Source organism: Pseudomonas sp. GW821-FHT02C04 (genome assembly GCF_059421845.1).
Genome location: NZ_JBWKVT010000004.1, coordinates 321,283 through 347,309, shown reverse-complemented (window position 1 = coordinate 347,309; position 26,027 = coordinate 321,283). Strand labels below are relative to the sequence as shown.

19 protein-coding genes are annotated in these 26,027 nt (G+C 61.8%); 7 read left to right on the top strand and 12 right to left on the bottom strand.

The annotated features are described in order from the left end of the window. Nucleotides 1–13: 13 nt before the first annotated feature. From gltB to AC07VV_RS17205, 9 genes are all read right to left on the bottom strand, one after another. Entirely contained in the window at nucleotides 14–4,459 is a 4,446-nt protein-coding gene (gene gltB, locus AC07VV_RS17245; protein WP_495036905.1) for a glutamate synthase large subunit, read from the bottom strand. A gap of 351 nt (nucleotides 4,460–4,810) precedes the next feature. Continuing rightward, on the bottom strand, nucleotides 4,811–6,409 hold the full coding sequence (locus AC07VV_RS17240; RefSeq protein WP_495036904.1) for an AAA family ATPase: 1,599 nt from the start codon (nucleotides 6,407–6,409) through the stop codon (nucleotides 4,811–4,813). Between the two features lie 10 nt (nucleotides 6,410–6,419). After that, nucleotides 6,420–7,520 carry a 3-dehydroquinate synthase gene (aroB, locus tag AC07VV_RS17235; RefSeq protein WP_495036903.1) on the bottom strand — a complete coding sequence of 367 codons (1,101 nt, stop codon included), beginning with the start codon at nucleotides 7,518–7,520 and terminating at the stop codon, nucleotides 6,420–6,422. 142 nt (nucleotides 7,521–7,662) lie between these two features. Then, nucleotides 7,663–8,181, bottom strand: a complete 519-nt coding sequence (gene aroK, locus AC07VV_RS17230) for a shikimate kinase AroK (protein ID WP_045121685.1) — start codon at nucleotides 8,179–8,181, stop codon at nucleotides 7,663–7,665. Between the two features lie 4 nt (nucleotides 8,182–8,185). Then, a complete protein-coding gene (locus AC07VV_RS17225; protein WP_495036902.1) occupies nucleotides 8,186–10,264 on the bottom strand; it encodes a type IV pilus secretin PilQ in 2,079 nt (692 codons plus the stop codon). Nucleotides 10,265–10,277: 13 nt separating this feature from the next. Beyond that, nucleotides 10,278–10,802 (bottom strand): pilus assembly protein PilP, encoded by a 525-nt coding sequence (locus AC07VV_RS17220; RefSeq protein ID WP_096819917.1) that lies wholly within the window; start codon nucleotides 10,800–10,802, stop codon nucleotides 10,278–10,280. Next, entirely contained in the window at nucleotides 10,799–11,422 is a 624-nt protein-coding gene (gene pilO, locus AC07VV_RS17215) for a type 4a pilus biogenesis protein PilO (RefSeq protein ID WP_495036901.1), read from the bottom strand. The genes AC07VV_RS17220 and pilO overlap by 4 nt, the downstream gene beginning before the upstream one ends. After that, entirely contained in the window at nucleotides 11,419–11,985 is a 567-nt protein-coding gene (locus AC07VV_RS17210) for a PilN domain-containing protein (RefSeq protein ID WP_495036900.1), read from the bottom strand. Before AC07VV_RS17210 ends, pilO begins: the two co-directional genes overlap by 4 nt. After that, nucleotides 11,985–13,049, bottom strand: a complete 1,065-nt coding sequence (locus tag AC07VV_RS17205; RefSeq protein WP_495036899.1) for a pilus assembly protein PilM — start codon at nucleotides 13,047–13,049, stop codon at nucleotides 11,985–11,987. The genes AC07VV_RS17210 and AC07VV_RS17205 overlap by 1 nt, the downstream gene beginning before the upstream one ends. Before the next feature lie 219 nt (nucleotides 13,050–13,268). Between AC07VV_RS17205 and AC07VV_RS17200 the strand changes: the two genes are divergently transcribed. Then, nucleotides 13,269–15,713, top strand: a complete 2,445-nt coding sequence (locus tag AC07VV_RS17200; RefSeq protein WP_495037064.1) for a penicillin-binding protein 1A — start codon at nucleotides 13,269–13,271, stop codon at nucleotides 15,711–15,713. Nucleotides 15,714–15,883: 170 nt separating this feature from the next. Here AC07VV_RS17200 and AC07VV_RS17195 read toward each other — a convergent pair whose 3' ends face one another. From AC07VV_RS17195 to rpmE, 3 genes are all read right to left on the bottom strand, one after another. Continuing rightward, entirely contained in the window at nucleotides 15,884–17,152 is a 1,269-nt protein-coding gene (locus AC07VV_RS17195; RefSeq protein ID WP_096819922.1) for a malic enzyme-like NAD(P)-binding protein, read from the bottom strand. A gap of 183 nt (nucleotides 17,153–17,335) precedes the next feature. Continuing rightward, nucleotides 17,336–18,118: a thermonuclease family protein gene (locus AC07VV_RS17190; protein WP_495036898.1), complete on the bottom strand. Its 783-nt coding sequence runs from the start codon at nucleotides 18,116–18,118 to the stop codon at nucleotides 17,336–17,338. A 41-nt stretch (nucleotides 18,119–18,159) separates the two neighbouring features. Beyond that, nucleotides 18,160–18,378: a 50S ribosomal protein L31 gene (rpmE, locus tag AC07VV_RS17185; protein ID WP_007975586.1), complete on the bottom strand. Its 219-nt coding sequence runs from the start codon at nucleotides 18,376–18,378 to the stop codon at nucleotides 18,160–18,162. A 169-nt stretch (nucleotides 18,379–18,547) separates the two neighbouring features. Here rpmE and AC07VV_RS17180 point away from each other — a divergent pair, with 169 nt between their 5' ends. The 6 genes from AC07VV_RS17180 to AC07VV_RS17155 all read left to right on the top strand — a co-directional run bounded on the left by AC07VV_RS17180 (nucleotide 18,548) and on the right by AC07VV_RS17155 (nucleotide 25,975). Further along, nucleotides 18,548–20,767 carry a primosomal protein N' gene (locus AC07VV_RS17180; RefSeq protein WP_495036897.1) on the top strand — a complete coding sequence of 740 codons (2,220 nt, stop codon included), beginning with the start codon at nucleotides 18,548–18,550 and terminating at the stop codon, nucleotides 20,765–20,767. 142 nt (nucleotides 20,768–20,909) lie between these two features. Continuing rightward, nucleotides 20,910–22,646 carry an arginine--tRNA ligase gene (gene argS / locus AC07VV_RS17175; RefSeq protein ID WP_495036896.1) on the top strand — a complete coding sequence of 579 codons (1,737 nt, stop codon included), beginning with the start codon at nucleotides 20,910–20,912 and terminating at the stop codon, nucleotides 22,644–22,646. Between the two features lies 1 nt (nucleotide 22,647). Next, complete coding sequence (locus AC07VV_RS17170) at nucleotides 22,648–23,364, top strand: SPOR domain-containing protein (protein ID WP_096819926.1); 717 nt, start codon at nucleotides 22,648–22,650, stop codon at nucleotides 23,362–23,364. Between the two features lie 234 nt (nucleotides 23,365–23,598). After that, nucleotides 23,599–24,135, top strand: a complete 537-nt coding sequence (hslV, locus tag AC07VV_RS17165) for an ATP-dependent protease subunit HslV (protein ID WP_003220875.1) — start codon at nucleotides 23,599–23,601, stop codon at nucleotides 24,133–24,135. A gap of 48 nt (nucleotides 24,136–24,183) precedes the next feature. Further along, the gene (gene hslU / locus AC07VV_RS17160; RefSeq protein ID WP_096819927.1) at nucleotides 24,184–25,521 is read left to right on the top strand and encodes an ATP-dependent protease ATPase subunit HslU; all 1,338 of its coding nucleotides are present in this window, start codon (nucleotides 24,184–24,186) and stop codon (nucleotides 25,519–25,521) included. Between the two features lie 76 nt (nucleotides 25,522–25,597). Then, nucleotides 25,598–25,975, top strand: a complete 378-nt coding sequence (locus tag AC07VV_RS17155; protein WP_085711048.1) for a gamma-butyrobetaine hydroxylase family protein — start codon at nucleotides 25,598–25,600, stop codon at nucleotides 25,973–25,975. Nucleotides 25,976–26,027: the final 52 nt, after the last annotated feature.

Genomic DNA, 26,027 nt, shown 5'->3' with positions numbered 1-26,027 from the left:
CTTCAGGCGCATATCACTGCGGGTTGGCACGGGTGCTGGAAAGCAACGACTTCAGGTTGGCAGCCTTCGGCTTGACCAGCCAGAAACGACGCAAGTAGTCATCGAGGTTCTCGGCGAGTTCACGACCCCACTCGCTGTCGGTTTCCTCGACGTACTCGTTCAGCACGTTCTGCAGGTGGCTGCGATAGGCTTCCATCGCTTCGCCGCTGATCCGCTGGATTTCCACCAGTTCGTGGTTGACCCGGTCAACAAAGGTGTTGTCCTGGTCGAGCACGTAGGCGAAACCACCGGTCATGCCAGAGCCGAAGTTGTAACCGGTCTTGCCCAGGACGCAGACGAAACCACCGGTCATGTACTCGCAGCAGTGATCGCCAGTGCCTTCCACGACCGTGTGGGCACCGGAGTTGCGCACGGCGAAACGCTCGCCTGCGGTGCCGGCGGCAAACAGCTTGCCGCCAGTGGCGCCGTACAGGCAGGTGTTGCCGATGATGGCGCTGTTCTGAGTCTGATAAGCGCTACCCTTCGGCGGCACGATGACCAGTTTGCCACCGGTCATGCCTTTGCCGACGTAGTCGTTGGCGTCGCCTTCCAGGTACATGTTCAGACCGCCGGCGTTCCACACGCCGAAGCTCTGACCCGCCGTGCCCTTGAAGCGGAAGGTGACTGGCGCCTTGGCCATGCCCTGATTGCCATGCTTGCGGGCGATTTCGCCGGAGATCCGCGCGCCGATCGAACGGTCGCAGTTGCAGATGTCCAGTTCGAACTCGGCGCCGCTGAGGTCGTTGATCGCCGACGTCGCCATCTCGACCATTTTCTCGGCCAGCAGGCCCTGGTCGAATGGCGGGTTGCGCTCGACGCCGCAGAACTGCGGTTTGTCCGCCGGGATGTGATCGCTGCCCAGCAGCGGGGTCAGATCCAGGTGGTGTTGCTTGGCGGTCTGGCCTTCGAGGATTTCCAGCAGATCGGTGCGGCCGATCAGCTCTTCGAGGGAGCGCACACCGAGCTTGGCCAGCCACTCACGGGTTTCTTCGGCGACGTAGGTGAAGAAGTTCACCACCATGTCGACGGTGCCGATGTAGTGATCCTTGCGCAGCTTCTCGTTCTGAGTCGCGACGCCGGTGGCGCAGTTGTTCAGGTGGCAGATGCGCAGGTATTTGCAGCCCAGCGCAATCATCGGTGCAGTGCCGAAGCCGAAGCTTTCGGCGCCGAGGATCGCTGCCTTGATCACGTCGAGGCCGGTTTTCAGGCCGCCGTCGGTCTGCACCCGGACTTTGCCGCGCAGGTCGTTGCCGCGCAGGGTCTGGTGGGTTTCGGCCAGGCCGAGTTCCCACGGTGCGCCAGCGTATTTGATCGAGGTCAGCGGCGAAGCACCGGTGCCACCGTCGTAGCCGGAGATGGTGATCAAGTCCGCATAGGCCTTGGCCACACCGGCGGCGATGGTGCCGACGCCCGCTTCGGCCACGAGTTTCACCGAAACCAGCGCCTTCGGGTTGACCTGTTTCAGGTCAAAGATCAACTGCGACAAGTCTTCGATGGAATAGATGTCGTGGTGCGGCGGTGGCGAAATCAGGGTCACGCCCGGCACTGCATAACGCAGTTTGGCGATCAGCCCGTTCACTTTACCGCCCGGCAGTTGCCCGCCCTCGCCCGGCTTGGCACCCTGGGCGACCTTGATCTGCAGCACTTCGGCGTTGACCAGGTATTCCGGGGTCACCCCGAAACGGCCAGTCGCGACCTGCTTGATTTTCGAGCTCTTGATGGTGCCGTAGCGTGCCGGGTCTTCGCCGCCTTCGCCGGAGTTGGAACGCGCACCCAGGCGGTTCATGGCTTCGGCCAGGGCTTCGTGAGCTTCCGGCGACAGGGCGCCCAGCGAGATACCGGCGGAGTCGAAGCGCTTGAGCACCGATTCCAGCGGTTCGACTTCACTGATGTCCAGTGGCTTGTCGAGGGTCTTGACCTTGAACAGGTCGCGGATCATCGACACCGGACGGTTGTCCACCAGCGAGGTGTATTCCTTGAACTTGGCGTAGTCGCCCTGCTGCACGGCGGCTTGCAGGGTGTTGACCACGTCCGGGTTGTACGCGTGGTATTCGCCACCGTGGACGAACTTCAGCAGACCGCCCTGCTGGATCGGCTTGCGCGGACTCCAGGCTTCGGTGGCCAATGCTTTCTGCTCGGCTTCGATGTCGACGAAACGCGCGCCCTTGATGCGGCTCGGCACACCACGGAAGCTCAGCTCGCAAACTTCTTCGGACAAACCAATGGCTTCGAACAGCTGCGCACCGCGATAGGACGCGATGGTCGAGATGCCCATCTTCGACAAGATCTTCAACAGACCTTTGGTGATGCCTTTGCGGTAGTTCTTGAACACCTCGTAGAGGTCGCCCAGCACTTCACCGGTACGGATCAGGTCGCCCAGCACTTCGTACGCGAGGAACGGATAGACCGCCGAGGCGCCGAAACCGATCAGCACCGCGAAGTGATGCGGATCGCGGGCGGTTGCGGTTTCGACGAGGATGTTGGAATCGCAGCGCAGGCCTTTTTCGGTCAGGCGGTGGTGTACCGCGCCGGTAGCCATCGAGGCGTGGATCGGCAGCTTGCCCGGCGCGATATGGCGGTCGCTCAGAACGATCTGGGTACGACCGGCGCGCACGGCTTCTTCAGCCTGATCGGCGACGTTGCGGATCGCCGCTTCGAGGCCGACGCTTTCGTCATAGTTGAGGTCGATGATCTGCCGCTCGAAACCCGGGCGGTCGAGGTTCATCAGCGAGCGCCACTTGGCCGGCGAGATCACTGGCGAGCTGAGGATCACGCGCGAAGCGTGCTCCGGCGATTCCTGGAAGATGTTGCGCTCGGCACCGAGGCAGATTTCCAGCGACATCACGATCGCTTCACGCAGCGGGTCGATCGGCGGGTTGGTCACCTGCGCGAATTGCTGGCGGAAATAGTCGTACGGCGTGCGCACACGCTGGGACAGCACGGCCATCGGCGTGTCGTCGCCCATCGAGCCAACGGCTTCGTAGCCTTGCTCGCCGAGCGGGCGCAGTACCTGATCGCGCTCTTCGAACGTGACCTGATACATCTTCATGTATTGCTTGAGCTGATCGACGTCGTAGAAAGCCGAACCGTGATCGTTGTCTTCCATGGTCGCCTGGATGCGCAGGGCATTCTTGCGCAGCCATTGCTTGTACGGATGACGGGATTTCAGACGGTTGTCGATCGCGTCGGTGTCGAGGATCTGACCGGTTTCTGTGTCCACAGCGAGGATCTGCCCAGGACCGACGCGGCCCTTGGCGATCACGTCTTGCGGCTGGTAGTTCCAGACGCCGATTTCCGAAGCGACAGTGATAAAACCGTTGGTGGTGGTGACCCAGCGCGCCGGGCGCAGACCGTTACGGTCGAGCAGGCACACCGCGTAGCGACCGTCGGTCATTACAACGCCGGCCGGGCCGTCCCACGGTTCCATGTGCATCGAGTTGTACTCGTAGAACGCACGCAGATCCGGGTCCATGGTTTCGACGTTCTGCCACGCAGGCGGAATGATCATCCGCACGCCACGGAACAGGTCGATGCCGCCGGTGACCATCAGTTCGAGCATGTTGTCCATGCTCGAAGAGTCGGAGCCAACGCGGTTCACCAGCGGGCCGAGTTCTTCCAGATCCATCAGATCGTTGCTGAACTTGGTCCGACGGGCCTGGGCCCAGTTGCGGTTGCCGGTGATGGTGTTGATCTCGCCGTTGTGGGCGAGGAAGCGGAATGGCTGAGCCAGCGGCCATTTCGGCAGGGTGTTGGTGGAGAAGCGCTGGTGAAACACGCAGATTGCGGTTTGCAGGCGCTGGTCACCCAGGTCCGGATAGAACGCAGCCAGGTCGGCCGGCATCATCAGGCCTTTATAGATGATGGTCTTGTGGGAAAAGCTGCAGATGTAGTGGTCGGTGTCAGCGGCGTTGGCCACGGACGAACGACGACGTGCGCTGAACAGCTTGACCGCCATGTCCTGATCGCTCAGGCCTTCGCCGCCGATGTACACCTGCTCGATCTGCGGCAGGCGCTCAAGGGCGAGGCGGCCGAGGACGCTGGTGTCGATCGGCACTTTGCGCCAGCCGATCAGTTGCAGACCTTCGGCCAGGATCTCGCGGTTCATGTTCTCGCGAGCGGCTTCGGCCTTGGCCGGATCCTGGTTGAAGAAGACCATGCCCACGGCATATTGCTTGGGCAACTCGACGCTGAAGGCTTCCTGGGCAATCGCGCGCAGGAAGGCGTCAGGCTTTTGAATCAGCAGACCGCAACCGTCACCGGTCTTGCCGTCGGCATTAATCCCACCGCGGTGGGTCATGCAGGTCAGGGCCTCGATGGCCGTTTGCAATAGGGTATGACTGGGTTCGCCCTGCATATGGGCTATCAGGCCGAAACCGCAGTTATCCTTGAATTCATCTGGTTGGTACAGACCTGCTTTCATAGACACTTTCTCACCAGGCTGCCTCTTTTCGAGGCAAATTTCTTTTCAATTCAACCACTTGCATCTCGCGCCGAACGTACGCCGGCTTAGCGGGGGCAAAAGGGTGGTCATTGTACACAGCGACACAGAGGCTCACAAATTTGACGACGAAATGTCGCAAATTCATGTCGCATTTGTGAAAGGTTTAAAGCGATCTGCTGTGCTAGTCAAAACTTTTTTTAATTTTGACCGCAACGACTCAAAGACTACTGTGACGCAGACACCACAAGGCACGCGGTCTGTAGAGACGGCGCGCACTTGTAGAGATTTTGAGGTGCTTGGAGAGGCGGCCTGGGTAAGGCCGCCGAATCTTCAGCGAGTTGTTGCCAGTTCCTGTTGGACGCTGGCGACAGTGCGAGGCCAAGGTTTACCAGCCTGAACCTTCGCTGGCAAGGCCTTGATGGCAGAAACGGCCGCATCACGATTGGCAAAGCTGCCATAGGTGATCACGTAGAGCGGCTTGCCGTTGAGGACTTTCTTGAAATAACGGTACTCGCCGCCCTGCTCCTTGACGAAGCTTTGTGCGGCCGATTCGGAGCTGGTGCCGAGGATCTGCACCACGTAGTTGCCCGGTGCTTGACCGGCGTACCAGCTACCGCCAGCGGCTTTGGCGACAGTGACCGGCTTCTCGGCGGCTTTCTCGACAGGTTTGGCGGCGGCGACAGGCTTGGCCGGCGCTGGGGCAGGCTTGGCGACTGGAGCGGCCGGAGCAGGCACTGGCTTGGCCGTGGCAACCTGAGTCGGTGCCGGTGTCGGTTTGGCCGCAGGGACCGGAGCCGGCGTCGGTGCAGGACCGGCCGGCACACCGACAGGCGGCGCAGTAGTGGTCACGGTTGGCGGCGTATTGCTGGAACCTTCCAACGGCACACCGTCGTCACCCTCGGTAATACCGCCCGCCGCTTCGGCCAATGGCTTGCGCATGACCGGTTGCGAATTGCCGACCAGCGGCAACGGCATCGGCTGGGTGTTACCGGCGAACTCCACGTTCGGTGCGCCACCCTGGCCCAATGGCAGCTGTGCCTGTTCATTGGCCGGTGCGCCAGTGGTCGGCGCCTTGTTGCGACCGGGCATCAGCCAGGCGGCAGCGACCGCCACCACGACGACGGCGGAAATCGCCAATACGTGTTTCTTCGGCATGTTGAACCCCATACTTGGACGCTTGACCGCAGAGCGGCTGGCAATCATGACTTCGATCAGAGCATCGCGAGCGACCTGGTTGATGTTGCCCGGCCAACCCTCGGAGCTTTCGTGAATATCAGAGATCTGATCCGCGGTGAAAAGTTCGACGCCACGGCCGGCGCCTTCGAGCCGCTGGTCGAGATATTCGCGGGTTTCTTCTTCGGTGTACGGCTGCAATTCGATGACGTGGAAGCGCTCTTCCTCAAGGTGCAGCGCCTCAAGCTGAGCAATCAGCGACGACTCACCGAACAGGAACACATGCGGACGGCCTTCCGGCGCGCCGGCGCCCAACGCCATGAGAGCTTCGAGGGCAGACTCGTCGAGCTGCTCGGCATCGTCCACCAGCAGATAGACTTCCTGACCGGTCAGCGCCAGTTGCACGACCTGATCGAGGATCGCCCCGACGTCGGCCTGGGCCACGTCCAGCGCCTGGGCAACCTGACGCAGCACACCGGCCGCATCGCCGGCGCCACGGGCGGAAACCACAACACTTTGAACCGACTGCTTGTTGGTGCTGGCAACCAGCGCCTGGCGCAGCAACGTCTTGCCGCTGCCCTGAGGGCCGGTGACCACCAGCAGCAACTGGCTGTAACGCGCCAGGTGGTGCAGTTGACCCAGCACCGGCTTGCGCTGGGCCGGGAAGAATTTGAAGCCCGGGACCCGAGGAGCGAAAGGGTCATGACTTAACTGGAAATGGCCGAGGAACGCCTCGTCGGCATGCAAACTAGTCATCGGAATCTTATTAACCTTTAAGCTGAGCCAGAGCGCGGTAATCCGCTCCCAGCGTGGCCTGTAGAACCTCTTTCGGATAATCGTCGGTCACTACCGCTTCGCCCATCCGGCGCAGCAGCACCAGGCGCAAACGACCGTCGATCACTTTTTTGTCAATTGCCATGTGTTCGAGAAAATCGGCTTCGGTCATCTCTGTCGGCGGCACCACCGGCAGGCCGGCACGCTGGAACAGACGAATCCCGCGATCGCGCTCCTGCTCGCTGATCCAGCCCAGGCGCGCGGACATTTCCAGCGCCATCACGGTGCCAGCGGCAACCGCTTCGCCATGCAACCAGACACCATAGCCCATGTGGGTTTCGATGGCGTGGCCGAAGGTGTGGCCGAGGTTGAGTGTGGCGCGCACACCGGTTTCTTTCTCATCGGCGCCGACCACCGCAGCCTTGGCCGCGCAGGAGCGCTCGATGGCATAGGTCAGGGCTTTCTGATCCAGCGCGCGCAGGGCGTCGACGTTGTCTTCGAGCCAGGTCAGGAACGGCTCGTCGCAGATCAGGCCGTACTTGATGACTTCGGCCAGGCCTGCCGACAGCTCGCGCGCTGGCAGGGTTTTCAGGGACGCAGTGTCGATCAGCACCACGTTCGGTTGATAGAAGGCGCCGACCATGTTCTTGCCCAGCGGGTGGTTGATTCCGGTCTTGCCGCCCACCGACGAATCGACCTGGGACAGCAGCGTGGTAGGAATCTGGATGAAATCGACGCCGCGCTGGTAGCAGGCGGCTGCAAAACCGGCCATGTCGCCGATCACTCCGCCACCAAGGGCGATTACCGTGGTGCGACGATCGTGACGCGCGGTCAGCAGGCCGTCGAAGATCAGTTGCAGGGTTTCCCAGTTCTTGAAGGCTTCGCCGTCCGGCAGCACCACGGAAACCACAGAGAATTGCGACAGGCCGCGGGTCAGACGCTCGAGATAGAGCGGCGCAACGGTCTCGTTGGAGATGATTGCCACTTGCCGCCCATGGATGTGCGGAGCCAGCAATTCAGGCTGATCCAACAGTCCTTCGCCAATATGAATCGGGTAGCTGCGCTCGCCTAGATCGACCTTGAGTGTCTGCATGTGTCCCCACAGTGAAGATGGAAGCAGGCGTCCTGCCTTGAATTATCGGATGTCCCCGGTCTTGAGTGATGTGACGCCGCTTGCATGCGATCCGCCACAACCCTCGACAGAACGCCGAGGATAGCGCATTTCGAGCGGCGCTTTAACGGGGCGGAAGCTGCTGCAGGCGGTCGAGAATATCGAGCACGACCATGCGTGGTGGCCGCTCGTCGGTTTCCACCACCAGATCGGCGATTTCCCGATAAAGCGGATCACGGATCGCCAGCAGGTCGCGCAAGGTTTTCTCGGGATTGGCCGTGCGCAGCAGCGGCCGATTGCGGTCGCGAGAAGTGCGGCCGACCTGCTGCTCGACGGAGGCATGCAGATACACCACCCGTCCACCCTCATGCAGGGCCTTGCGGTTGGCATCGCGCATCACCGCACCGCCGCCCGTCGCCAGCACGACGCCGTCGAACGCGCACAGCTCGGCGATCATCGCCTGCTCACGATCACGAAAACCGGGCTCGCCTTCCTTGTCGAAGATCCACGGGATATTGGCGCCCGTACGCAGTTCAATTTCCTTGTCGGAATCCTTGAACGGCAGGCGCAGCTCTTTGGCCAGTAATCGGCCGATGGTGCTTTTTCCAGCACCCATCGGTCCTACAAGAATCAAATTTCGCACAGAATCAACGACTCACAGCAATCGCCTGGTTATTCATGATACGCGGAGTGAGGAATACCAGCAGCTCGGATTTTTTCTCCGAAACCACATCACGCCGGAAAAGGCGGCCAAGATACGGCACATCGCCAAGAAATGGCACCTTATCTACGACCTTGCTTTGAGTATTTGAGAAAACCCCACCAATCACGATGGTCTCGCCGTCGTTCACCAGCACTTTGGCGTTGACCTCGTTTTTCTTGATCGGCGGTACATCCTGCACTTTGTTCAGGTAGTCCGGTTCGTCCTTGGTGACCTTCACCTCCATGATGATGCGGTTGTCCGGGGTGATCTGCGGCGTGACCTCCAGCGACAGCGAGGCCTCCTTGAACGACACCGACGTAGCGCCGCTGGAGCTGGCTTCCTGATAGGGGATCTCGGTGCCCTTGAGGATCTTCGCGGTCTCTTTGTCGGAGGTAACCACCTTGGGCTGCGAGACGATTTCACCGTTGCCGGTCTTCTCCATCGCCGTCAGCTCAAGGTCCAGCAAGACGTTGTCGGTGATGAACGCAATGCCGATCCCGGACGTGTTGTTGACCGTACCCATGTCGACGAACGGCGAGTTGGTGCTGGTGCTGCCCGGCGTACCAATGGTGGTCGACGAGCCATTGCTGACCCCTGAAGTATTCCAGTTGCCCTTGTTCTGGATCGATCCGCCCCAGCGCACGCCCAGACTTTTGTCGTAATCGACGTTGGCCTCGACGATCCGCGCCTCGATCATCACCTGACGCACCGGGATATCCAGTTGCGCCACGATCCGCCGCAGCTCGTCGAGACGATCCTGGGTCTGGTAGGCAATGATGTTGTTGGTCCGCTCATCGACGGTGATCGAACCCCGTTCGTCGACCTTGGCTTCGGCACTGGTGACCGACTGGAACAGCTTGGCGATGTCCGCAGCCTTGGCGTAGTTCACTTGCAGCAGCTCGCGGCGCAGCGGCGCCAGCTCGGCGATCTGTTTCTGCGATTCCAGCTCCTGCCGCTCACGAGCCGCGATCTCATCCGCCGGCGCCACCAGCAACACGTTGCCGACCTTGCGCTTGTCCAGGCCTTTGGTCTTGAGCACCAGATCCAGCGCCTGATCCCATGGCACATTCTGCAGGCGCAAGGTGATCCCGCCCTGCACCGTATCGCTGGCCACCAGATTGAGGTTGGTGAAGTCGGCGATCAGTTGCAGCACCGAACGCACATCGATGTCCTGAAAGTTGAGAGAGAGCTTTTCGCCGTTATAGGTGTTGCGGTCGGCGTTGCGCTTTTGCAGGTCATCGACGGTCAACGGCCGGATGCTGACGGTCAGCTTGTTGTCGGTCTGGTAAGTGGAATAGTCGAAGGTGCCGCTGGGCTCGACGGTGATGGTCGCCCGATCACCGCTGACGCCGGCATTGACGAACTGCACCGGGGTGGCGAAGTCCTTGACGTCGAGGCGCACCCGCAACGGCTCGGGCAATTGGGTGCGAGCAAAATTGAGAATGATCTTGCCGTCATGTTCCTGGATGTCCGGCGCAATGGTCGGGTCGGACAGGTCGATGACGACATTGCCCTCGCCCGCCGTGCCACGCTGGAAGTCCACGCCACGGATAGCCTTGGCCGTCGGCGCGAACGCCCGAGCCGGTGCCGCCACGGGTGTGGCGCGCGGAGCTCGAGTCGCTGGCTTCGCGGCGGCGACCTTGGAGCCCTGCCCGACCACCACGAACAGCGTGTTCCCCTCGACCCGGGCGTCATACGGCGCCAACTGCGTCAGGTTGATGATCAACCGGGTACGGTCGTTGGCCTCGACCACTGTGGCAGTGCGCGCATTTCCGCTACCGAGGTCGCGAGTCTTGCTCGCGAGCTGGCTGGCCACTCCCGGCAGATCCAGAGCAATCCGCGCAGGCGAATCGGTGGTGTAGCCCTTGGGCTGTGGCGGTGGGCCGTCGAACGACAGCTTCAACTCGACGCGATCGCCCGGCAGCGCCGCAACGTCCAGCGTCTTCAGATTGGCCGCTTGAACCATCGGCGACAGCAGCGCTATCCATAGCGAAAAACCGAGGGTGGAGAAAATCCTGTTCATTGTTCGACTTCCACTATGAGTGCTCTTTCAAAGGAATGGTGCGCGGCCGCTCCAGCCAGGCCCCTTCGCCATCGGGAACGATTTCGACCACATCGACCTGGGAGGCGCTGATCGCGACGATGCGCCCGTCATTGCGCCCCAGGTAATCGCCGACTTTCAGCCGATGCACCCCGCCCGCCCCGCGCAGCAGCGCAAAGGAGCCGGAGGCATTGGCAATCGTGCCGACCATCTCGAATTGCTCGATGTTGAAACCTTCGAGGTACTGCTTGACCCGGTTCGGGTCCGGCTTGACGTTGCGCGAACCATGCTGCTGCCCGGCCAGATCGACCCGCACCTGACGCGAGAACGGGCTGCGCAGGCTGGCGGCGCTGTAGGTGAACGTCGGGTAGGAACGGAAGGTCGGCGTCGGCTCGATCTTGCCCGGCGGTCGCAGGCGCACTTCATTCATGTAGGCGTCGAGATCGCTGAAGTCGTTGCCGCCGCAACCGCTCAAGCCCAGCGTCAAGGTCGACAATAGAAGGAAACGGATCGGGCTCATTTTTGCAGCCCCTTGTCGTTGTAGCGGTACGTCTTGGCGAGGATGCTCATGCGCAACTTCGTCCCGCCTTCCGGGTTGGCCGGCGCCAGCTCGAAGTCGTGCAGGGTCACGATCCGCGGCAATCCGGCCACACCGCTGACGAAGGTGGCGAGGTCGTGATACGCGCCTGTGACGGTGATCTGGATCGGCAATTCGATGTAGAACTGCTGCGTCACCTCCGGCAACAGCTTGATCTCCTCGAATTCAAGACCGCTGCCCAGACCGGTGCGCGTGATGTCTTCCAGCAGCCCCGGCACTTCGGTGTCGCTGGGCAATTGCCGCAGCAGGACGCCGAACGAGTTCTCCATTTCCTTCATCTGCTGGGTGTACAGCTCGAGATTGGCCGCCAGGTGCGCCTTGCTGGTGAACTGCTCCTTGAGCGTGGCCTCCTCCGCACGCTTGAGCTCAAGCTGGTTTTCCATGTCGCTGACGAAAAAGTTGTAGCCCAGCGCCAGGACCAGGATCATCAATAGCGCCCCGGCCAGGCCTTTGACGGCCGGCGGCCAGGAGCCGATGTTGCTGGTATCCAGGTCGTTGAAATCGATATTGCGCAGGCTTGCGAACCATTCGGACGGTTTCATTGATCGTCCTCCAGGTTCTTGGGCCGGGTCTGACGTACGGTCAGTTGAAAGACGTTGGCCTGATCCAGTTGCCCGGCCGTGGTCGCCTTGACCTCGTTCAGGCTCGGCGCATCGAACCAGTCGGATGCATCGAGATTGCGCATCAGGTCGGACACCCGATTGTTCGACTCCGCCGCGCCGCTGATCGACAGGGTCTTGCCGACCATCTTCACGCTGGTGAAATACACCCCGTCAGGCAGGGTGCGCGCCAGTTGATCGAAAATCCGCCCGCTGACCTGCCGGTTGGCCTGCAGGTCCTGGATGATGCGCATCCGCTCCACCAATTGCTGGCGACGTGCCTTGAGCTCGCTGATCTGCTGGATCCGCTCATCGACCACCGCGATCTGTTTGCCGATGTAATCGTTGCGCGCCTGCTGCCGCTCAATGGCGGTGCTGAAAACCTGAGCAGCAATGAAGACCGCGCCGACCGAGCCGACCACTACGCCGGTCAGGGTCAGCAGGAAGCGTTTGCGTCGTTCTTCGCGGCGTTCCTCACGCCAGGGTAAAAGGTTGATCCGCGCCATCAGTCGAAACTCCTGAGCGCGAGCCCGCAGGCAATCATCAGGGCCGGCGCATCACTGGCCAAGGCCCCGGCGTTGACCTTGCTGCTCAAGGCCATGTCGGAAAACGGATTGGCGACCTGGGTCGGCGTGCCCAGGCGCTCTTCGATCAGCCGATCCAGCCCAGGCACCGACGCCGTGCCCCCGGCCAGCAGAATGTGGTCGACCGCGTTGTACTGGCCGGAGGCGAAGAAGAACTGCAGGGAACGCGAGACCTGCTGCACCAGCGCCTCGCGAAAGGGCTGCAGAACCTCGCTGACATAATCGTCCGGCAGACCACCCTGCTTCTTGGCCAGCCCGGCCTGCTCAAGGGTCAGGCCATAACGGCGCTGGATTTCCTCGGTCAATTGACGCCCGCCAAACAGTTGCTCGCGGGTGTAGATGATCCGGCCGTTGTGCAGGACGCTGAGGGTGGTCATGGTGGCGCCGATATCGACCACCGCAACGGTCAGGCGCTCCTGGGAAGCCGCCAGTTGCGTGGCCAGCAGGCCGAACGAGCGCTCGAGCGCATAGGCCTCTACATCCACCACCCGCGCAGTCAGGCCGGCAAGGGCCAGCGCCGCCTCACGGACTTCGACGTTTTCCTTGCGACAGGCGGCCAGCAGCACGTTGACCCGCTCGGGGTTACGCGGTGAAACGCCCTGGACTTCGAAGTCAATGGCGACCTCGTCCAGCGGATAGGGGATGTATTGATCGGCTTCAATCCTGAGCTGGTTTTCCAGCTCGTCGTCGGACAGCCCGGCGTCCATTTCGATGACCTTGGTGATCACCGCCGAACCGGCCACCGCCACCGCCACGCTCTTGAGCCCGGTACGCGCCTTGACCAGTACCCGGGACAGGGCATGCCCGACGCCTTCGAGTTCGGCAATGTTCTTCTCGACCACGGCGTTGGCCGGCAACGGCTCCACCGCGTACGCCTCGACCCGGTAGCGCTCACCCTGACGGCTCAGCTCCAGCAGCTTCACCGATGTGGAGCTGATGTCGATCCCCAGTAACGTGTTGTTCTTTTTGTTGAAGAGTCCTAGCACTACCAATTCCCTATGACTATCCGTGAGTTACGGACTCTGTAATGCGCATTGCGTTCCCTCGCCCCGTCTTGACAGAAGCGCAAATGACGCCCCCAGCGGAAAAGTGCTTATAATGCCCAGCGATTTTTTCCGCTTTTTACTGCCGGCGCGGGCCGTTCTGTGTGTTTCCGGAACCCTGTCGCCCAATTCATTCTTTGCCCTGGATGTCCAAAAGCCTTGATTCGTCTGCTGAAATTCTTCGGTTGGTCCATCGTCGCCGTTTTTTGCGGACTGCTTTTAGGTCTCAGCGGCGCGTTTCTTTACCTTAGTCCGGGTTTGCCATCTGTGGAGGCGCTGAGAAGCATTCAGTTGCAGATTCCGCTCCGGGTGTACAGCAGCGACAACAAGTTGATCGCGGAATTTGGCGAAATGCGCCGCACACCGATCCGTTTCGCCGACATTCCCCCCAATTTCATCAATGCGTTACTAAGTGCTGAAGACGACAACTTCGCCAACCACTATGGCGTCGATCCGAGCAGCCTGATGCGCGCCGCGACCCAACTGGTCAAGAGCGGACACATCCAGTCCGGCGGCAGCACCATCACCATGCAGGTGGCGAAGAACTTCTTCCTGACCAGCGAACGCAGCTTCTCGCGCAAGACCACGGAAATCCTCCTGGCCCTGCAGATCGAACGGCAGCTGACCAAGGACGAGATCCTTGAGCTGTACGTGAACAAGATTTATCTGGGCAACCGCGCCTACGGCATCGAGGCGGCGGCGCAGGTGTATTACGGCAAGTCGATCCGTGAGGTCAGCCTGGCGCAGATGGCGATGATCGCCGGCCTGCCGAAAGCCCCGTCGCGCTTCAACCCGCTGGCCAACCCGGCGCGCAGCAAGGAGCGTCGTGACTGGATCCTCGGGCGCATGTACAAGCTCGGCAAGATCACCGAGGCCGACTACACCGCCGCCATCAACGAGCCGCTGAACGCCAGCTATCACGTGCCGACCCCGGAAGTGAACGCGCCGTACATCGCCGAGATGGCCCGCGCCGAAATGGTCGGCCGCTACGGCAGCGATGCCTATACCGAAGGTTTCCGCGTCACCACCACGGTGCCGAGCAACCTGCAGGAAATGGCCAACACCGCGCTGCACGAAGGTTTGATGACCTACGACCAGCGTCATGGCTACCGTGGCCCTGAATCGCGTCTGCCGGGCAAGACCCATGAAGCCTGGGCCACCGAGCTGACCAAGCAGCGCACCATCAGCAGCCTCGAGCCGGCCATCGTCACCCAGGTCGACAAGAACGGTTTGCAAGTGCTGACCCGCACCGGCGAAGAGCACGTGGCGTGGGACACCATGAAATGGGCCCGTCCGTTCCTCAATACCAACAGCATGGGCGCCGCGCCGCGTCAGCCATCGGATGTCGCGCAGGTCGGCGACCTGGTGCGCGTACAGCGCCAGCCGAACAACTCGTTGAAGTTCAGCCAGATTCCTCAGGCACAGGGCGCGCTGGTCTCGCTGGACCCACAGAACGGCGCGATCCGTTCGCTGGTCGGCGGTTTCGCCTTCGAGCAGAGCAACTACAACCGCGCGATGCAGGCCAAGCGTCAGCCGGGCTCGAGCTTCAAGCCATTCGTCTACAGCGCCGCACTGGATAACGGCTACACCGCCGCCAGCCTGGTCAACGACGCACCGATCGTGTTCGTCGACGAGTACCTGGACAAGGTCTGGCGCCCGAAGAACGACACCAACACCTTCCTCGGCCCGATCCGTCTGCGTGAGGCGCTGTACAAGTCGCGTAACCTGGTTTCGATCCGCTTGCTGCAGGCGATGGGCGTAGGCAAGACCATCGACTACATCACCCGCTTCGGTTTCAACAAGCAGGACCTGCCGCCCAACCTGTCCCTGGCGCTGGGCACCGCGACCCTGACACCAATGGAAATCGCCACCGGCTGGAGCACTTTCGCCAACGGCGGCTTCAAGATCACCCCGTACATCATCGACAAGATCGAAAGCCGCAACGGCGACACGCTGTTCGTCGCCAACCCGCCGACCGTACCGCAGGGCGGCGCGGCGACCGACGGCATCGCGGCACCGGCGACCCAATCGATCACCGTCAACGCAGCGCCGGTCCCGGGTGAAGCGCCGGGCAGCGCAGCAATGCCACAAGCTCCAGCAGTCGCCGAGCGCATCGTCGATGGTCGCACCACGTACATCCTCAACAGCATGTTGCAGGACGTGATCAAGCTCGGCACCGGTCGTCGTGCACTGGCCATGGGTCGCAGCGACATCGCGGGTAAAACCGGTACCACCAACGAATCCAAGGATGCGTGGTTCTCCGGTTACAACGCCGATTACGTGACCACGGTCTGGACCGGTTTCGACCAGCCGGAAAGCCTTGGTCGCCGGGAGTTCGGCGGCACCGTGGCGCTGCCGATCTGGATGAACTACATGAGCGCTGCGCTCAAGGACAAGCCGCCGCATGTCCAGCCAGAGCCGGAAGGCATCCTCAGTCTGCGGGTGGACCCGGTCAGCGGCCGCGCGGCCACGCCGAGCACACCGGGCGCCTACTTCGAACTGTTCAAGGCCGAAGACACGCCGCCGTCGGTCAACGAGATCGGCAACGGCACCGTGCCGGGCAGCCCGCTGCCAGCGGATGAGCAGGCGCCGATAGACTTGTTCTGATCCCGATCCTGATCCGCTAAAAAGCCCCGCCTTCGTGAGAAGTGCGGGGCTTTTTTATTGCCTTCAGGATTAGTGCTGGATGAACCGGCCACTCCCGACACAAAACCCTCAGGCACAAAAAAGCCCCGACTCTCACGAGCCGGGGCTTTCGGTTGAAGCGCTACAACGACTTAGCCGTTGAACACGTCATCCACGCTTTTCAGCGGGTAGTGCTTCGGATACGGCAGGGTGGCCACACCGGTCTCGATCGCAGCCTTGGCCACGGCGTCGGAGATCAGGGTGATCAGGCGCTTGTCCATTGGCTTCGGAATGATGTACTCACGACCGAATTCCAGCTTGATGCCGCCGTAGGCGTCGCACACTTCCTGTGGAACCGGCAGTTTGGCCAGTTCACGCAGAGCGTTGGCAGCAGCCACTTTCATTTCTTCGTTGATGCGCTTGGCGCGAACGTCCAGGGCACCACGGAAGATGAACGGGAAACCCAGCACGTTGTTGACCTGGTTCGGGTAGTCCGAACGGCCGGTGGCCATGATCACGTCGTTACGGGTGGCGTGAGCCAGTTCCGGGGAGATTTCCGGATCCGGGTTGGAGCACGCGAAGACGATCGGGTTGGCCGCCATGCGCTTCAGTTGCTCGGCGCTCAGCAGGTTCGGGCCCGACAGGCCGACGAATACGTCAGCGCCTTCGATGGCGTCGTCCAGCGTGCGTTTCTCGGTAGCGTGAGCAAACACAGCCTTGTACTGGTTCAGGTCGTCACGGCCAGCGTGGATCACGCCGGTACGGTCGATCATGAAGATGTTCTCGACCTTGGCGCCCATGCTCACCAGCAATTTCATGCAGGAGATAGCGGCAGCGCCGGCGCCCAGGCAGACGATCTTGGCTTCGCCGAGGGTTTTGCCAGCGATTTCCAGGGCGTTGATCATGCCCGCAGCGGTCACGATCGCGGTGCCGTGCTGGTCATCGTGGAATACCGGAATGTCGCACTGCTCGATCAGAGCGCGTTCGATCTCAAAGCACTCAGGCGCCTTGATGTCTTCCAGGTTGATGCCACCGAAGGTGATGGAAATGCGTTTTACGGTGTCGATGAAGGCTTGCGGGCTTTCGGAGTCGACTTCGATGTCGAATACATCGATGCCGGCGAAGCGCTTGAACAGCACGCCTTTACCTTCCATCACTGGCTTGGAAGCCAGTGGGCCGAGGTTACCCAGGCCCAGAATCGCGGTGCCATCGGAAATGACTGCAACCAGGTTGCCCTTGCCGGTGTACTTGTAGGCCAGTTCAGGATCGCGAGCGATCTCGCGCACTGGTTCAGCTACGCCGGGGCTGTAGGCCAGCGACAGGTCGCGGGCAGTAGCAGTGGCCTTGGTGAGCTCGACACTCAGCTTTCCTGGACGAGGATGGGCGTGATATTCGAGAGCGGCAGTTTTCAGATCAGACATTTTGGCATTCCGCTTTTTACTGTTGGACAGACTGGTCAGCGAGGATACGCGCCTCGCAAAGTCCCCACAAGACTGCCCGGTCACCCCTGTCAAGCGCCCTGCCCTACGACTTTGGGCCAAGAGCCACGGCGCACAAGGGCTTGACTGTTCACAATCGACAGAAAAAATGTCTACAATTTTTATTCAGCGAGACGATTGCAACATCGAAGGATCGGTCAGCGGCAACAACCAGCGGGCCTGACCCGGTTTCAATCCGCCCCGTCGCGAACGGTCGACCACCCAGCCCCGGGCCTCGATCTGCTTGCCCTTCAGCGCTTGCAACGACGCGTCATCGAAACGCTCCAGCAGATTGGGTGCAACACGCAGTACAAGCTTGTCCTGCAATTCGATCCAGATTCCGCCACGATTGCGCTGAACCTTGCTCACACGACCGCTGACCACGGCGAAACCCGATCGCTCGATCTGCTCCGCTTTCAGTACAGGTGAGCGCTTCCACAGGCCAAGACCGGCCTGCCGTGCACGTCGTTCGGCAGCCTGCTGGCAATCGACAAGATCGACATTCGGCGCCACCGCGACCTGGAAACCGAGGCCATCGGCGAGCATTTGCGCTTCGAGATTCTCACCCTTGGCGCTGAAAACATGGGCCAGGGTCCGGCCGTAATGATCTTTGGACTCGGCGCCGAGTTGCAGGCCGACCCGACCGCCGCTCTCTGCGACCAATGCTTCGAGACGCTTGCGCGCCGCTACCGCGAATGGCTCGTCGCTGCGACCCTGCTTGCCGAGCTCAGGGGTGTTGAGCCCGATCATCCGCACGCTGCGCCCGTCGCTCAGGCGCAAGGTGTCGCCGTCGACCACGCGCTGCACGGAGACGCTGGTCAGGCCGGCGGGCGCCGGACAGAAAGCCTGGGCGCCGGACAGCCAAATCGCGGACACAAAAAAAGCGCCCGCAAGGGACGCCTTTTTCATCAGACCGGAAAAACCATTGAGGCTTTCCAGAATGAAGGGCCTTAGGCCTTTTTCGCGCCGAAAGCACCGAAACGGTCGGCGAACTTCTGAACGCGACCACCGGTGTCCAGAGTCTTCTGCTTACCGGTGTAGAACGGGTGGCACTCGTTGCAAACGTCGATCGCCAGGGCTTTGCCGAAGGTCGAACGGGTTTCGAACTTGTTGCCGCAGCTGCAGGTAACAGCAACTGCTGGGTATTCTGGATGGATATCAGCTTTCATGGTGTCTTCCTCAGGCTAGCGTGCCGCCACCCAACACTATTGTTGAATACCGCACGTAATTAGGCCGCGGATTCTACCAGACAATGCTAATCACGCAAGCTGTCACTGAGACCGACCGTCTGCTAGGCTCCCGCCCTTCTTCACCGCCCCGCCTATGAGAATCCTCCGCGTGCCCGACGCCATTCTGCGCCTCGCCCTGCCTTCGCCCCTGCGCCGCCTGTTCGACTATCGGGCCCCGGCCGGCGTGCTGCGTTCGCAGTTGCAACCGGGCATGCGCCTGCGAGTACCGTTCGGTCGGCGGGAAATGATCGGGATTCTGGTGGAAGTCACTGACACCAGTGAAGTGCCGGTGGAGAAGCTCAAACCGGCGCTGGCCCTGCTCGATGCCACGGCGCCGCTGCCGCCGGCACTGTTCAAGCTGTGCCTGTGGACCGCCCAGTATTATCAGCACAGCCTCGGCGACACCTTGAGTTGGGCACTGCCGGTCCTGTTGCGTCAGGGCGAATTGGCCGAGGCCCGCCAGGAACGCTTCTGGTCCGCCGCCCCCGGCGCCAGCCTCGATGACCCGCGCATCGCCCGCGCGCCGCGCCAGCGTGAAGCCCTGGCGACTTTGGCCCAGCATCCTCACGGCGTCGCCCATCAGTTGCTGAGCAAACTGATGCTGAACAAGGACAGCCTCGATCTGCTGCTGGCCAAGGATCTGGTGCAGGTCGAAGTGCGCCGCCACGCCCCCGGTGCACGCCACGAGCACTGGCTGGCCCAGCCGGAGTTGCCGCTCAACAGCGAACAACGCGCCGCGTATGAAGCGATTCGCGCCGGTTTCGACAGTTATCACGCGTTCCTGCTGGCCGGTGTCACCGGCAGCGGCAAGACCGAAGTCTATCTGCAACTGATCCGCGAAACCCTCGAAGCCGGCAAGCAGGCGCTGGTGCTGATCCCGGAGATCAACCTCGGCCCGCAGACCCTGGCGCGCTTCGAACAACGCTTCAACGCCCGCATCGCCCTGCTGCACTCGGCAGTCAATGATCGCGAACGGCTCGACGCCTGGCTCGCCGCCCGCGACGGCGAGGCCGACATTATTATCGGTACCCGCTCGGCGCTGTTCACCCCGATGAAAAAACCGGGGCTGATCATCATCGACGAAGAACACGACGGTTCCTATAAACAGCAGGAAGGCCTGCGCTACCACGCACGGGACCTGGCGCTGGTGCGGGCACGGCAGGAAAACATCCCGATCGTCCTCGGTTCAGCGACGCCATCGCTGGAAAGCCTGCACAACGCCTACACCGGTCGCTACGGGCTCCTGCGCCTGAACGAGCGGGCCGGCGGCGCCAAGCAGCCACGCTTCCTGCGCCTGGATGTGAAAAGTCGTCCACTGGACAGCGGCATTTCCGGGCCGATGCAGCAAGCCATCGGCCAGACCCTCGCTGCCGGCCAACAAGTACTGGTGTTTCTCAACCGCCGGGGGTTTGCCCCGACTCTGCTGTGCCACGATTGCGGCTGGATGTCCGAGTGCCAGCGCTGCGATGCGCGGATGACCGTGCACCAGCGCTACGGCGAACTGCGCTGCCACCACTGCGGTTACGTCGAGCGCGTGCCGCGCCAGTGTCCGAAGTGCAACAAGGTCGATCTGCGGCCGGTGGGCGCCGGTACCGAGCGGGCCGAGGAGCGGCTGGCGATTCTGTTCCCGGACTATCCGGTACTGCGCGTCGACCGCGACAGCACGTCGCGCAAGGACGCCATGAATCAGTTGTTCGCCACGATCCAGAAAGGTCAGCCGTGCATTCTGGTCGGCACGCAGATGTTGGCCAAGGGTCACCACTTCCCCCGGGTCACCCTGGTGTCGATCCTCGATGCGGACGGCGGATTGTTTTCCGGTGACTTCCGCGCCAGCGAGCGCATGGCGCAGTTGATCGTGCAGGTCGCCGGTCGCGCCGGACGGGCGGAAGAACCGGGCAAGGTGATCATTCAGACGCACCTGGCCGACCATCCTTTATTGGTGCAACTGACCGAACAGGGCTATTTCGCCTTCGCCGAACAGGCCCTGAGCGAACGCCGCGCCGCCGGCCTACCGCCGTTCTCGCATCTGGCACTGTTGCGCGCCGAAGCCCACAAGCCGGGGCAGGCCGAAGGTTTTCTTGATGAAGCCTGCAGCGAAGCCGAGCGCTTGCTGGCCGAGCAGAACCTGAGCGGCATCGAACTGCTGGGACCGGTGCCTGCGCCGATGGAACGTCGGGCCGGACGCTTCCGCGCGCAGCTGCTGTTGCAGGCCACGGCCCGGGCGCCGCTGCATCGGTTGCTGGCGAGCTGGCTGCTGGCGCTGGAGCAGATGCCGAGCGGCCGGGCGGTGCGCTGGTCGCTGGATGTCGATCCGGTGGATCTGTACTGACCGGGCAAAACCGCTCGAATTGTCACCACACATCCACATCCTGCCTGCTAAGGTTGGCAAGCCCGTCTTCGCAACGGATAATGCCCAGTTTTTCCACCCGCGCATCGATGCGCCGCCGCGCTTGCGGTCGAAAGAGAAGACCATGAAAGACACCATTCGCCAGCTGATCCAACAAGCCCTCACCCAACTCGTCAACGAAGGTGTGTTGCCTGAAGGCCTGACGCCGGCGATCCAGGTGGAAAACGCCCGGGACAAGACCCACGGCGACTTCGCCAGCAACATCGCGATGATGTTGGCCAAGCCTGCGGGCATGAAGCCGCGCGACCTGGCAGAGAAAATCATCGCAGCCCTGCCGGCTGACGAGAACGTCACCAAGGCCGAAATCGCCGGCCCAGGCTTTATCAACTTCTTCCAGAACACTCAAGCGCTGGCCTCGCGCCTCGACGCCGCACTGGCCGACGCTCACGTTGGCGTGCGCAAGGCTGGCCCGGCGCAACGCACCGTGGTCGACCTGTCGGCACCGAACCTGGCCAAAGAGATGCACGTCGGCCACTTGCGCTCGACCATCATCGGCGACGGCGTGGCCCGTGTGCTCGAGTTCCTCGGCGATACCGTGATCCGTCAGAACCACGTTGGCGACTGGGGCACCCAGTTCGGCATGCTGATGGCGTACCTGCAGGAAAACCCGATCACCAGCGACGAGCTGTCGGACCTGGAAAACTTCTACCGCGCCGCCAAGCAGCGTTTCGACGAGTCCCCGGAATTCGCCGACCGCGCCCGTGGCCTGGTGGTCAAGCTGCAGGCCGGCGATGCCGAATGCCTGGCGCTGTGGACCAAGTTCAAGGACATCTCGCTGTCGCACTGCCAGAAGATCTACGAACTGCTCAACGTCAAACTGACCATGGCCGACGTGATGGGCGAAAGCGCCTACAACGACGACCTGATCAACGTGGTCAACGACCTGAAAGCCGCCGGCATGCTGGTCGAAAGCAACGGAGCCCAGTGCGTGTTCCTCGACGAATTCAAGAACGCCGAAGGCGAGCCGCTGCCGGTGATCATCGTCAAGGCTGACGGCGGCTACCTGTACGCCACCACCGACCTGGCGGCCGTGCGCTATCGCAGCGGCAAACTGAAGGCCGACCGTGCGCTGTACTTCGTCGATCAGCGTCAGGCCCTGCACTTCCAGCAAGTGTTCGCCGTGGCGCGCAAGGCCGGTTTCGTGACCCATCCGATGGAAATGGAACACATGGGCTTCGGCACCATGAACGGCGCCGACGGCCGTCCGTTCAAGACCCGTGATGGCGGCACCGTGAAGCTGATCGATCTGCTGACCGAGGCTCAGGAACGCGCCTACACCCTGGTGAAGGACAAGAATCCGGAGCTGGCCGAAGACGAGCTGCGCAACATCGCCAAAGTCGTGGGCATCGGCGCGGTGAAATACGCCGACCTGTCGAAGCACCGCACCAGCGACTACAGCTTCAACTTCGACCTGATGCTCAACTTCGAAGGCAATACCGCGCCGTACCTGCTGTACGCCTACACCCGCGTGGCCGGTGTGTTCCGCAAGCTGGGCAAGGATTTCAGCGAAGTCGACGGCCAGATCGTCCTCGAAGCGGCGCACGAACAGGAACTGGCGGCCAAACTGGCGCAGTTTGGTGAAGTGCTGAACAACGTTGCGGAAAAGGGCACGCCACACACTCTGTGCACCTACCTGTACGACGTCGCCGGCCTGTTCTCCAGCTTCTACGAGAACTGCCCGATCCTCTCCGCCGAGACTCCGACACAAATGCAAAGCCGTCTGCGCCTTGCCGCGCTGACCGGCCGTACCCTCAAGCAAGGCCTGGAACTGCTCGGCCTGGAAACCCTGGAGCGTATGTAAGTTGGCTGCCAAGAAAAAACCTGCACCCAAGCGTGGCGCCAGCCGTTACCAAGCTCCTGCAAAGCAACCGATCCCGGGTTGGCTGTGGATGGCCATCGGCCTGACGGTCGGCGCGTTCATCGTGTTTCTGATGAAACTGGAGCCGGGCAAAGGCAGCGACACGGTCAAGCGCGAGAAGATCGAGCAACAGCAGCAACAGAAAGCCACCAAGATCGCCGAGGCCAACAAGACCCCGCCGAGCCCGACGCAACCGGTGAAGCCGAAGTACGACTTCTACACCCTGCTGCCGGAATCGGAAGTGATCGTACCGCCTGACGCGGTGCCGGAGAAAACCCTGCCGACGCCACAAGTGCCGGCAATCCCGACCACGCCGGTGACCCCGGCCGAAGCGGCGAAGATCGACACGGCGCGCGCGCAGGCTGCACTGGCCGGGATTACCCCGCCGCCAGCGCCACCGGTGACCAAGGCTGCGCCGGTGACCAAGTTCTTCCTCCAGGCCGGTTCGTTCCGCAAAGAGGCCGATGCCGACAAGGTGCGCGCGCAGATCATTCTGCTCGGCCAGGCGGTAGCGGTTGAATCCGGGACGGTGAAGGATGAAACCTGGTATCGCGTACTGGTCGGCCCGTTCAGCAACCGCGAACAACTGACCACCGCCCAGAAACAACTGGCGGGCGCAGGGTTCAGCAACCTGTTGTTACAACAACGCCAGAGCCGCTGATCCCTCCCCACTGATCGTTCCCACGCTCTGCGTGGGAATGCAGCTCGGGACGCTCCGCGTCTCCTGCCGCAGGGACGCAGAGCGTCCATTGAGGCATTCCCACGCGGAGCGTGGGAACGATCACGTACAAAGCACCGCTCGTCCCCTCTCCTTCCCCGCAGTTGAAATCCTCTCCACCACCCCCATATGAATGGGCATAAGGCATTTTCGCCCCGCAGTGTGGAGACTCTTCCCTTGACCACCATCGTTTCAGTCCGCCGCCACGGCAAAGTCGTCATGGGCGGCGACGGCCAGGTTTCTCTCGGCAACACCGTGATGAAAGGCAACGCGAAGAAAGTTCGCCGCCTGTACCACGGCCAGGTCATCGCCGGTTTCGCCGGTGCCACCGCCGACGCCTTTACCCTGTTCGAACGTTTCGAAGGCCAGCTCGAGAAACATCAGGGCCACCTGATCCGCGCCGCCGTCGAACTCGCAAAAGAATGGCGTACCGACCGTTCCCTGAGCCGCCTCGAAGCGATGCTCGCGGTCGCCAACAAGGACGCCTCCCTGATCATCACCGGCAACGGTGACGTGGTCGAACCGGAAAACGGCCTGATCGCCATGGGTTCCGGTGGCGGTTACGCCCAGGCCGCTGCCAGCGCGCTACTGAAAAAGACCGATCTGTCGGCCCGCGAAATCGTCGAGACCGCTCTCGGGATCGCCGCCGACATCTGTGTATTCACCAACCACACTCAGACCATTGAGGAGCAGGATCTCGCTGAAGAAGCCTGAGTCGGCCCTGTGCCACGGCTTGTTTCTGCTTGAGGACCGTCAATTATTATGTCCATGACTCCCCGCGAAATCGTCCACGAACTCAATCGCCATATCATCGGCCAGGACGATGCCAAACGCGCCGTCGCGATTGCCCTGCGCAACCGCTGGCGCCGCATGCAGCTGCCTGAAGAGCTGCGTGTTGAAGTGACCCCGAAGAACATCCTGATGATCGGCCCGACCGGTGTCGGTAAAACCGAGATCGCCCGTCGCCTGGCCAAGCTGGCCAACGCGCCGTTCATCAAGGTCGAAGCGACCAAGTTCACCGAAGTCGGCTACGTCGGCCGCGACGTCGAATCGATCATCCGTGATCTGGCCGATGCCGCGATCAAGATGCTGCGCGAGCAGGAAATGACCCGCGTTCGCCACCGCGCCGAAGACGCTGCCGAGGACCGTATCCTCGACGCGCTGCTGCCGCCGGCACGCATGGGCTTCAGCAACGAAGAAGCGCCGAGCCCGGACTCCAACACCCGCCAGCTGTTCCGCAAGCGCCTGCGCGAAGGTCAGCTGGACGACAAGGAAATCGAGATCGAAGTCGCCGAAATGGCCGGCATCGAGATCGCCACGCCGCCGGGCATGGAAGAGATGACCAACCAGCTTCAGTCCCTGTTCGCCAACATGGGCAAGGGCAAGAAGAAGTCTCGCAAGCTCAAGGTCAAGGAAGCGCTGAAACTGGTGCGCGATGAAGAGGCCGGCCGCCTGGTCAACGAAGAAGAGTTGAAGGCCAAGGCCCTGGAAGCGGTCGAGCAGCACGGTATCGTGTTCATCGACGAAATCGACAAGGTCGCCAAGCGCGGTAATGTCGGCGGCGCCGATGTGTCCCGTGAAGGCGTACAACGCGACCTGCTGCCGCTGATCGAAGGCTGCACCGTCAACACCAAGCTGGGCATGGTCAAGACCGACCACATCCTGTTCATCGCCTCCGGTGCGTTCCACCTGAGCAAGCCGAGCGACCTGGTGCCTGAACTGCAAGGCCGTCTGCCGATCCGCGTCGAACTCAAGGCCCTGAGCCCGGAAGACTTCGAGCGCATCCTCAGCGAACCGCACGCCTCGCTCACCGAGCAATACTGCGCGCTGCTGAAGACCGAAGGCCTGAACATCCAGTTCCAGCCTGACGGCATCAAGCGTCTGGCGGAGATTGCCTGGCAGGTCAACGAGAAGACCGAGAACATCGGTGCCCGTCGCCTGCACACGCTGCTCGAGCGCCTGCTGGAAGAGGTGTCGTTCAGTGCCGGCGACCTGGCCAGCGCCCATGACGACAAGGCGATCCTGATCGACGCCGAGTACGTCAACAGCCACCTGGGTGAATTGGCGCAGAACGAAGATCTGTCCCGTTATATCCTGTAAGCCATACTGACAGTGGTCGTGAAACTGTGGGAGCCATCGGCTCCCACAATTTTTTTCACCTGACGGAACGCCGGCAATGACCCAACTCCCCACCGACATCAAACTGCACAAAGCCTCGAAAACCCTGTCGCTCAAATACGCGTCCGGCGAGGAGTACACCCTGCCCGCCGAATTCCTGCGTGTGCATTCCCCCTCCGCCGAGGTCCAGGGTCATGGCAAACCGATCCTGCAATTCGGCAAGCTGCACGTCGGCCTGACCAAGGTAGAACCGGCCGGTCAGTACGCACTGAAACTGACCTTCGACGACGGTCACGACAGCGGCCTGTTCACCTGGGATTATCTCTACGAACTGGGGCGACGTTATGACGCACTCTGGGCGGATTATCTGGCCGAGCTCAAAGCCGCCGGCAAAACCCGCGACCCGGACGAGTCCGTCGTCAAGCTGATGCTCTAGTCCGCGCCTCGGACTGTTTAGAGGGCATTTTCTAAATTCATCTGTTTGAATG

Excerpts from the sequence above, each read along its gene's own strand:
- AC07VV_RS17225 (WP_495036902.1), bottom strand. The coding sequence starts at position 10,264 with ATGAACAGGATTTTCTCCACCCTCGGTTTTTCGCTATGGATAGCGCTG.
- rpmE (WP_007975586.1), bottom strand. The coding sequence starts at position 18,378 with ATGAAAGCTGATATCCATCCAGAATACCCAGCAGTTGCTGTTACCTGC.
- AC07VV_RS17240 (WP_495036904.1), bottom strand. The coding sequence starts at position 6,409 with ATGACTAGTTTGCATGCCGACGAGGCGTTCCTCGGCCATTTCCAGTTA.
- aroB (WP_495036903.1), bottom strand. The coding sequence starts at position 7,520 with ATGCAGACACTCAAGGTCGATCTAGGCGAGCGCAGCTACCCGATTCAT.
- gltB (WP_495036905.1), bottom strand. The coding sequence starts at position 4,459 with ATGAAAGCAGGTCTGTACCAACCAGATGAATTCAAGGATAACTGCGGT.
- AC07VV_RS17155 (WP_085711048.1), top strand. The coding sequence starts at position 25,598 with ATGACCCAACTCCCCACCGACATCAAACTGCACAAAGCCTCGAAAACC.
- AC07VV_RS17220 (WP_096819917.1), bottom strand. The coding sequence starts at position 10,802 with ATGAGCCCGATCCGTTTCCTTCTATTGTCGACCTTGACGCTGGGCTTG.
- AC07VV_RS17190 (WP_495036898.1), bottom strand. The coding sequence starts at position 18,118 with ATGAAAAAGGCGTCCCTTGCGGGCGCTTTTTTTGTGTCCGCGATTTGG.
- argS (WP_495036896.1), top strand. The coding sequence starts at position 20,910 with ATGAAAGACACCATTCGCCAGCTGATCCAACAAGCCCTCACCCAACTC.
- pilO (WP_495036901.1), bottom strand. The coding sequence starts at position 11,422 with ATGAAACCGTCCGAATGGTTCGCAAGCCTGCGCAATATCGATTTCAAC.
- AC07VV_RS17210 (WP_495036900.1), bottom strand. The coding sequence starts at position 11,985 with ATGGCGCGGATCAACCTTTTACCCTGGCGTGAGGAACGCCGCGAAGAA.
- AC07VV_RS17195 (WP_096819922.1), bottom strand. The coding sequence starts at position 17,152 with ATGTCTGATCTGAAAACTGCCGCTCTCGAATATCACGCCCATCCTCGT.
- hslU (WP_096819927.1), top strand. The coding sequence starts at position 24,184 with ATGTCCATGACTCCCCGCGAAATCGTCCACGAACTCAATCGCCATATC.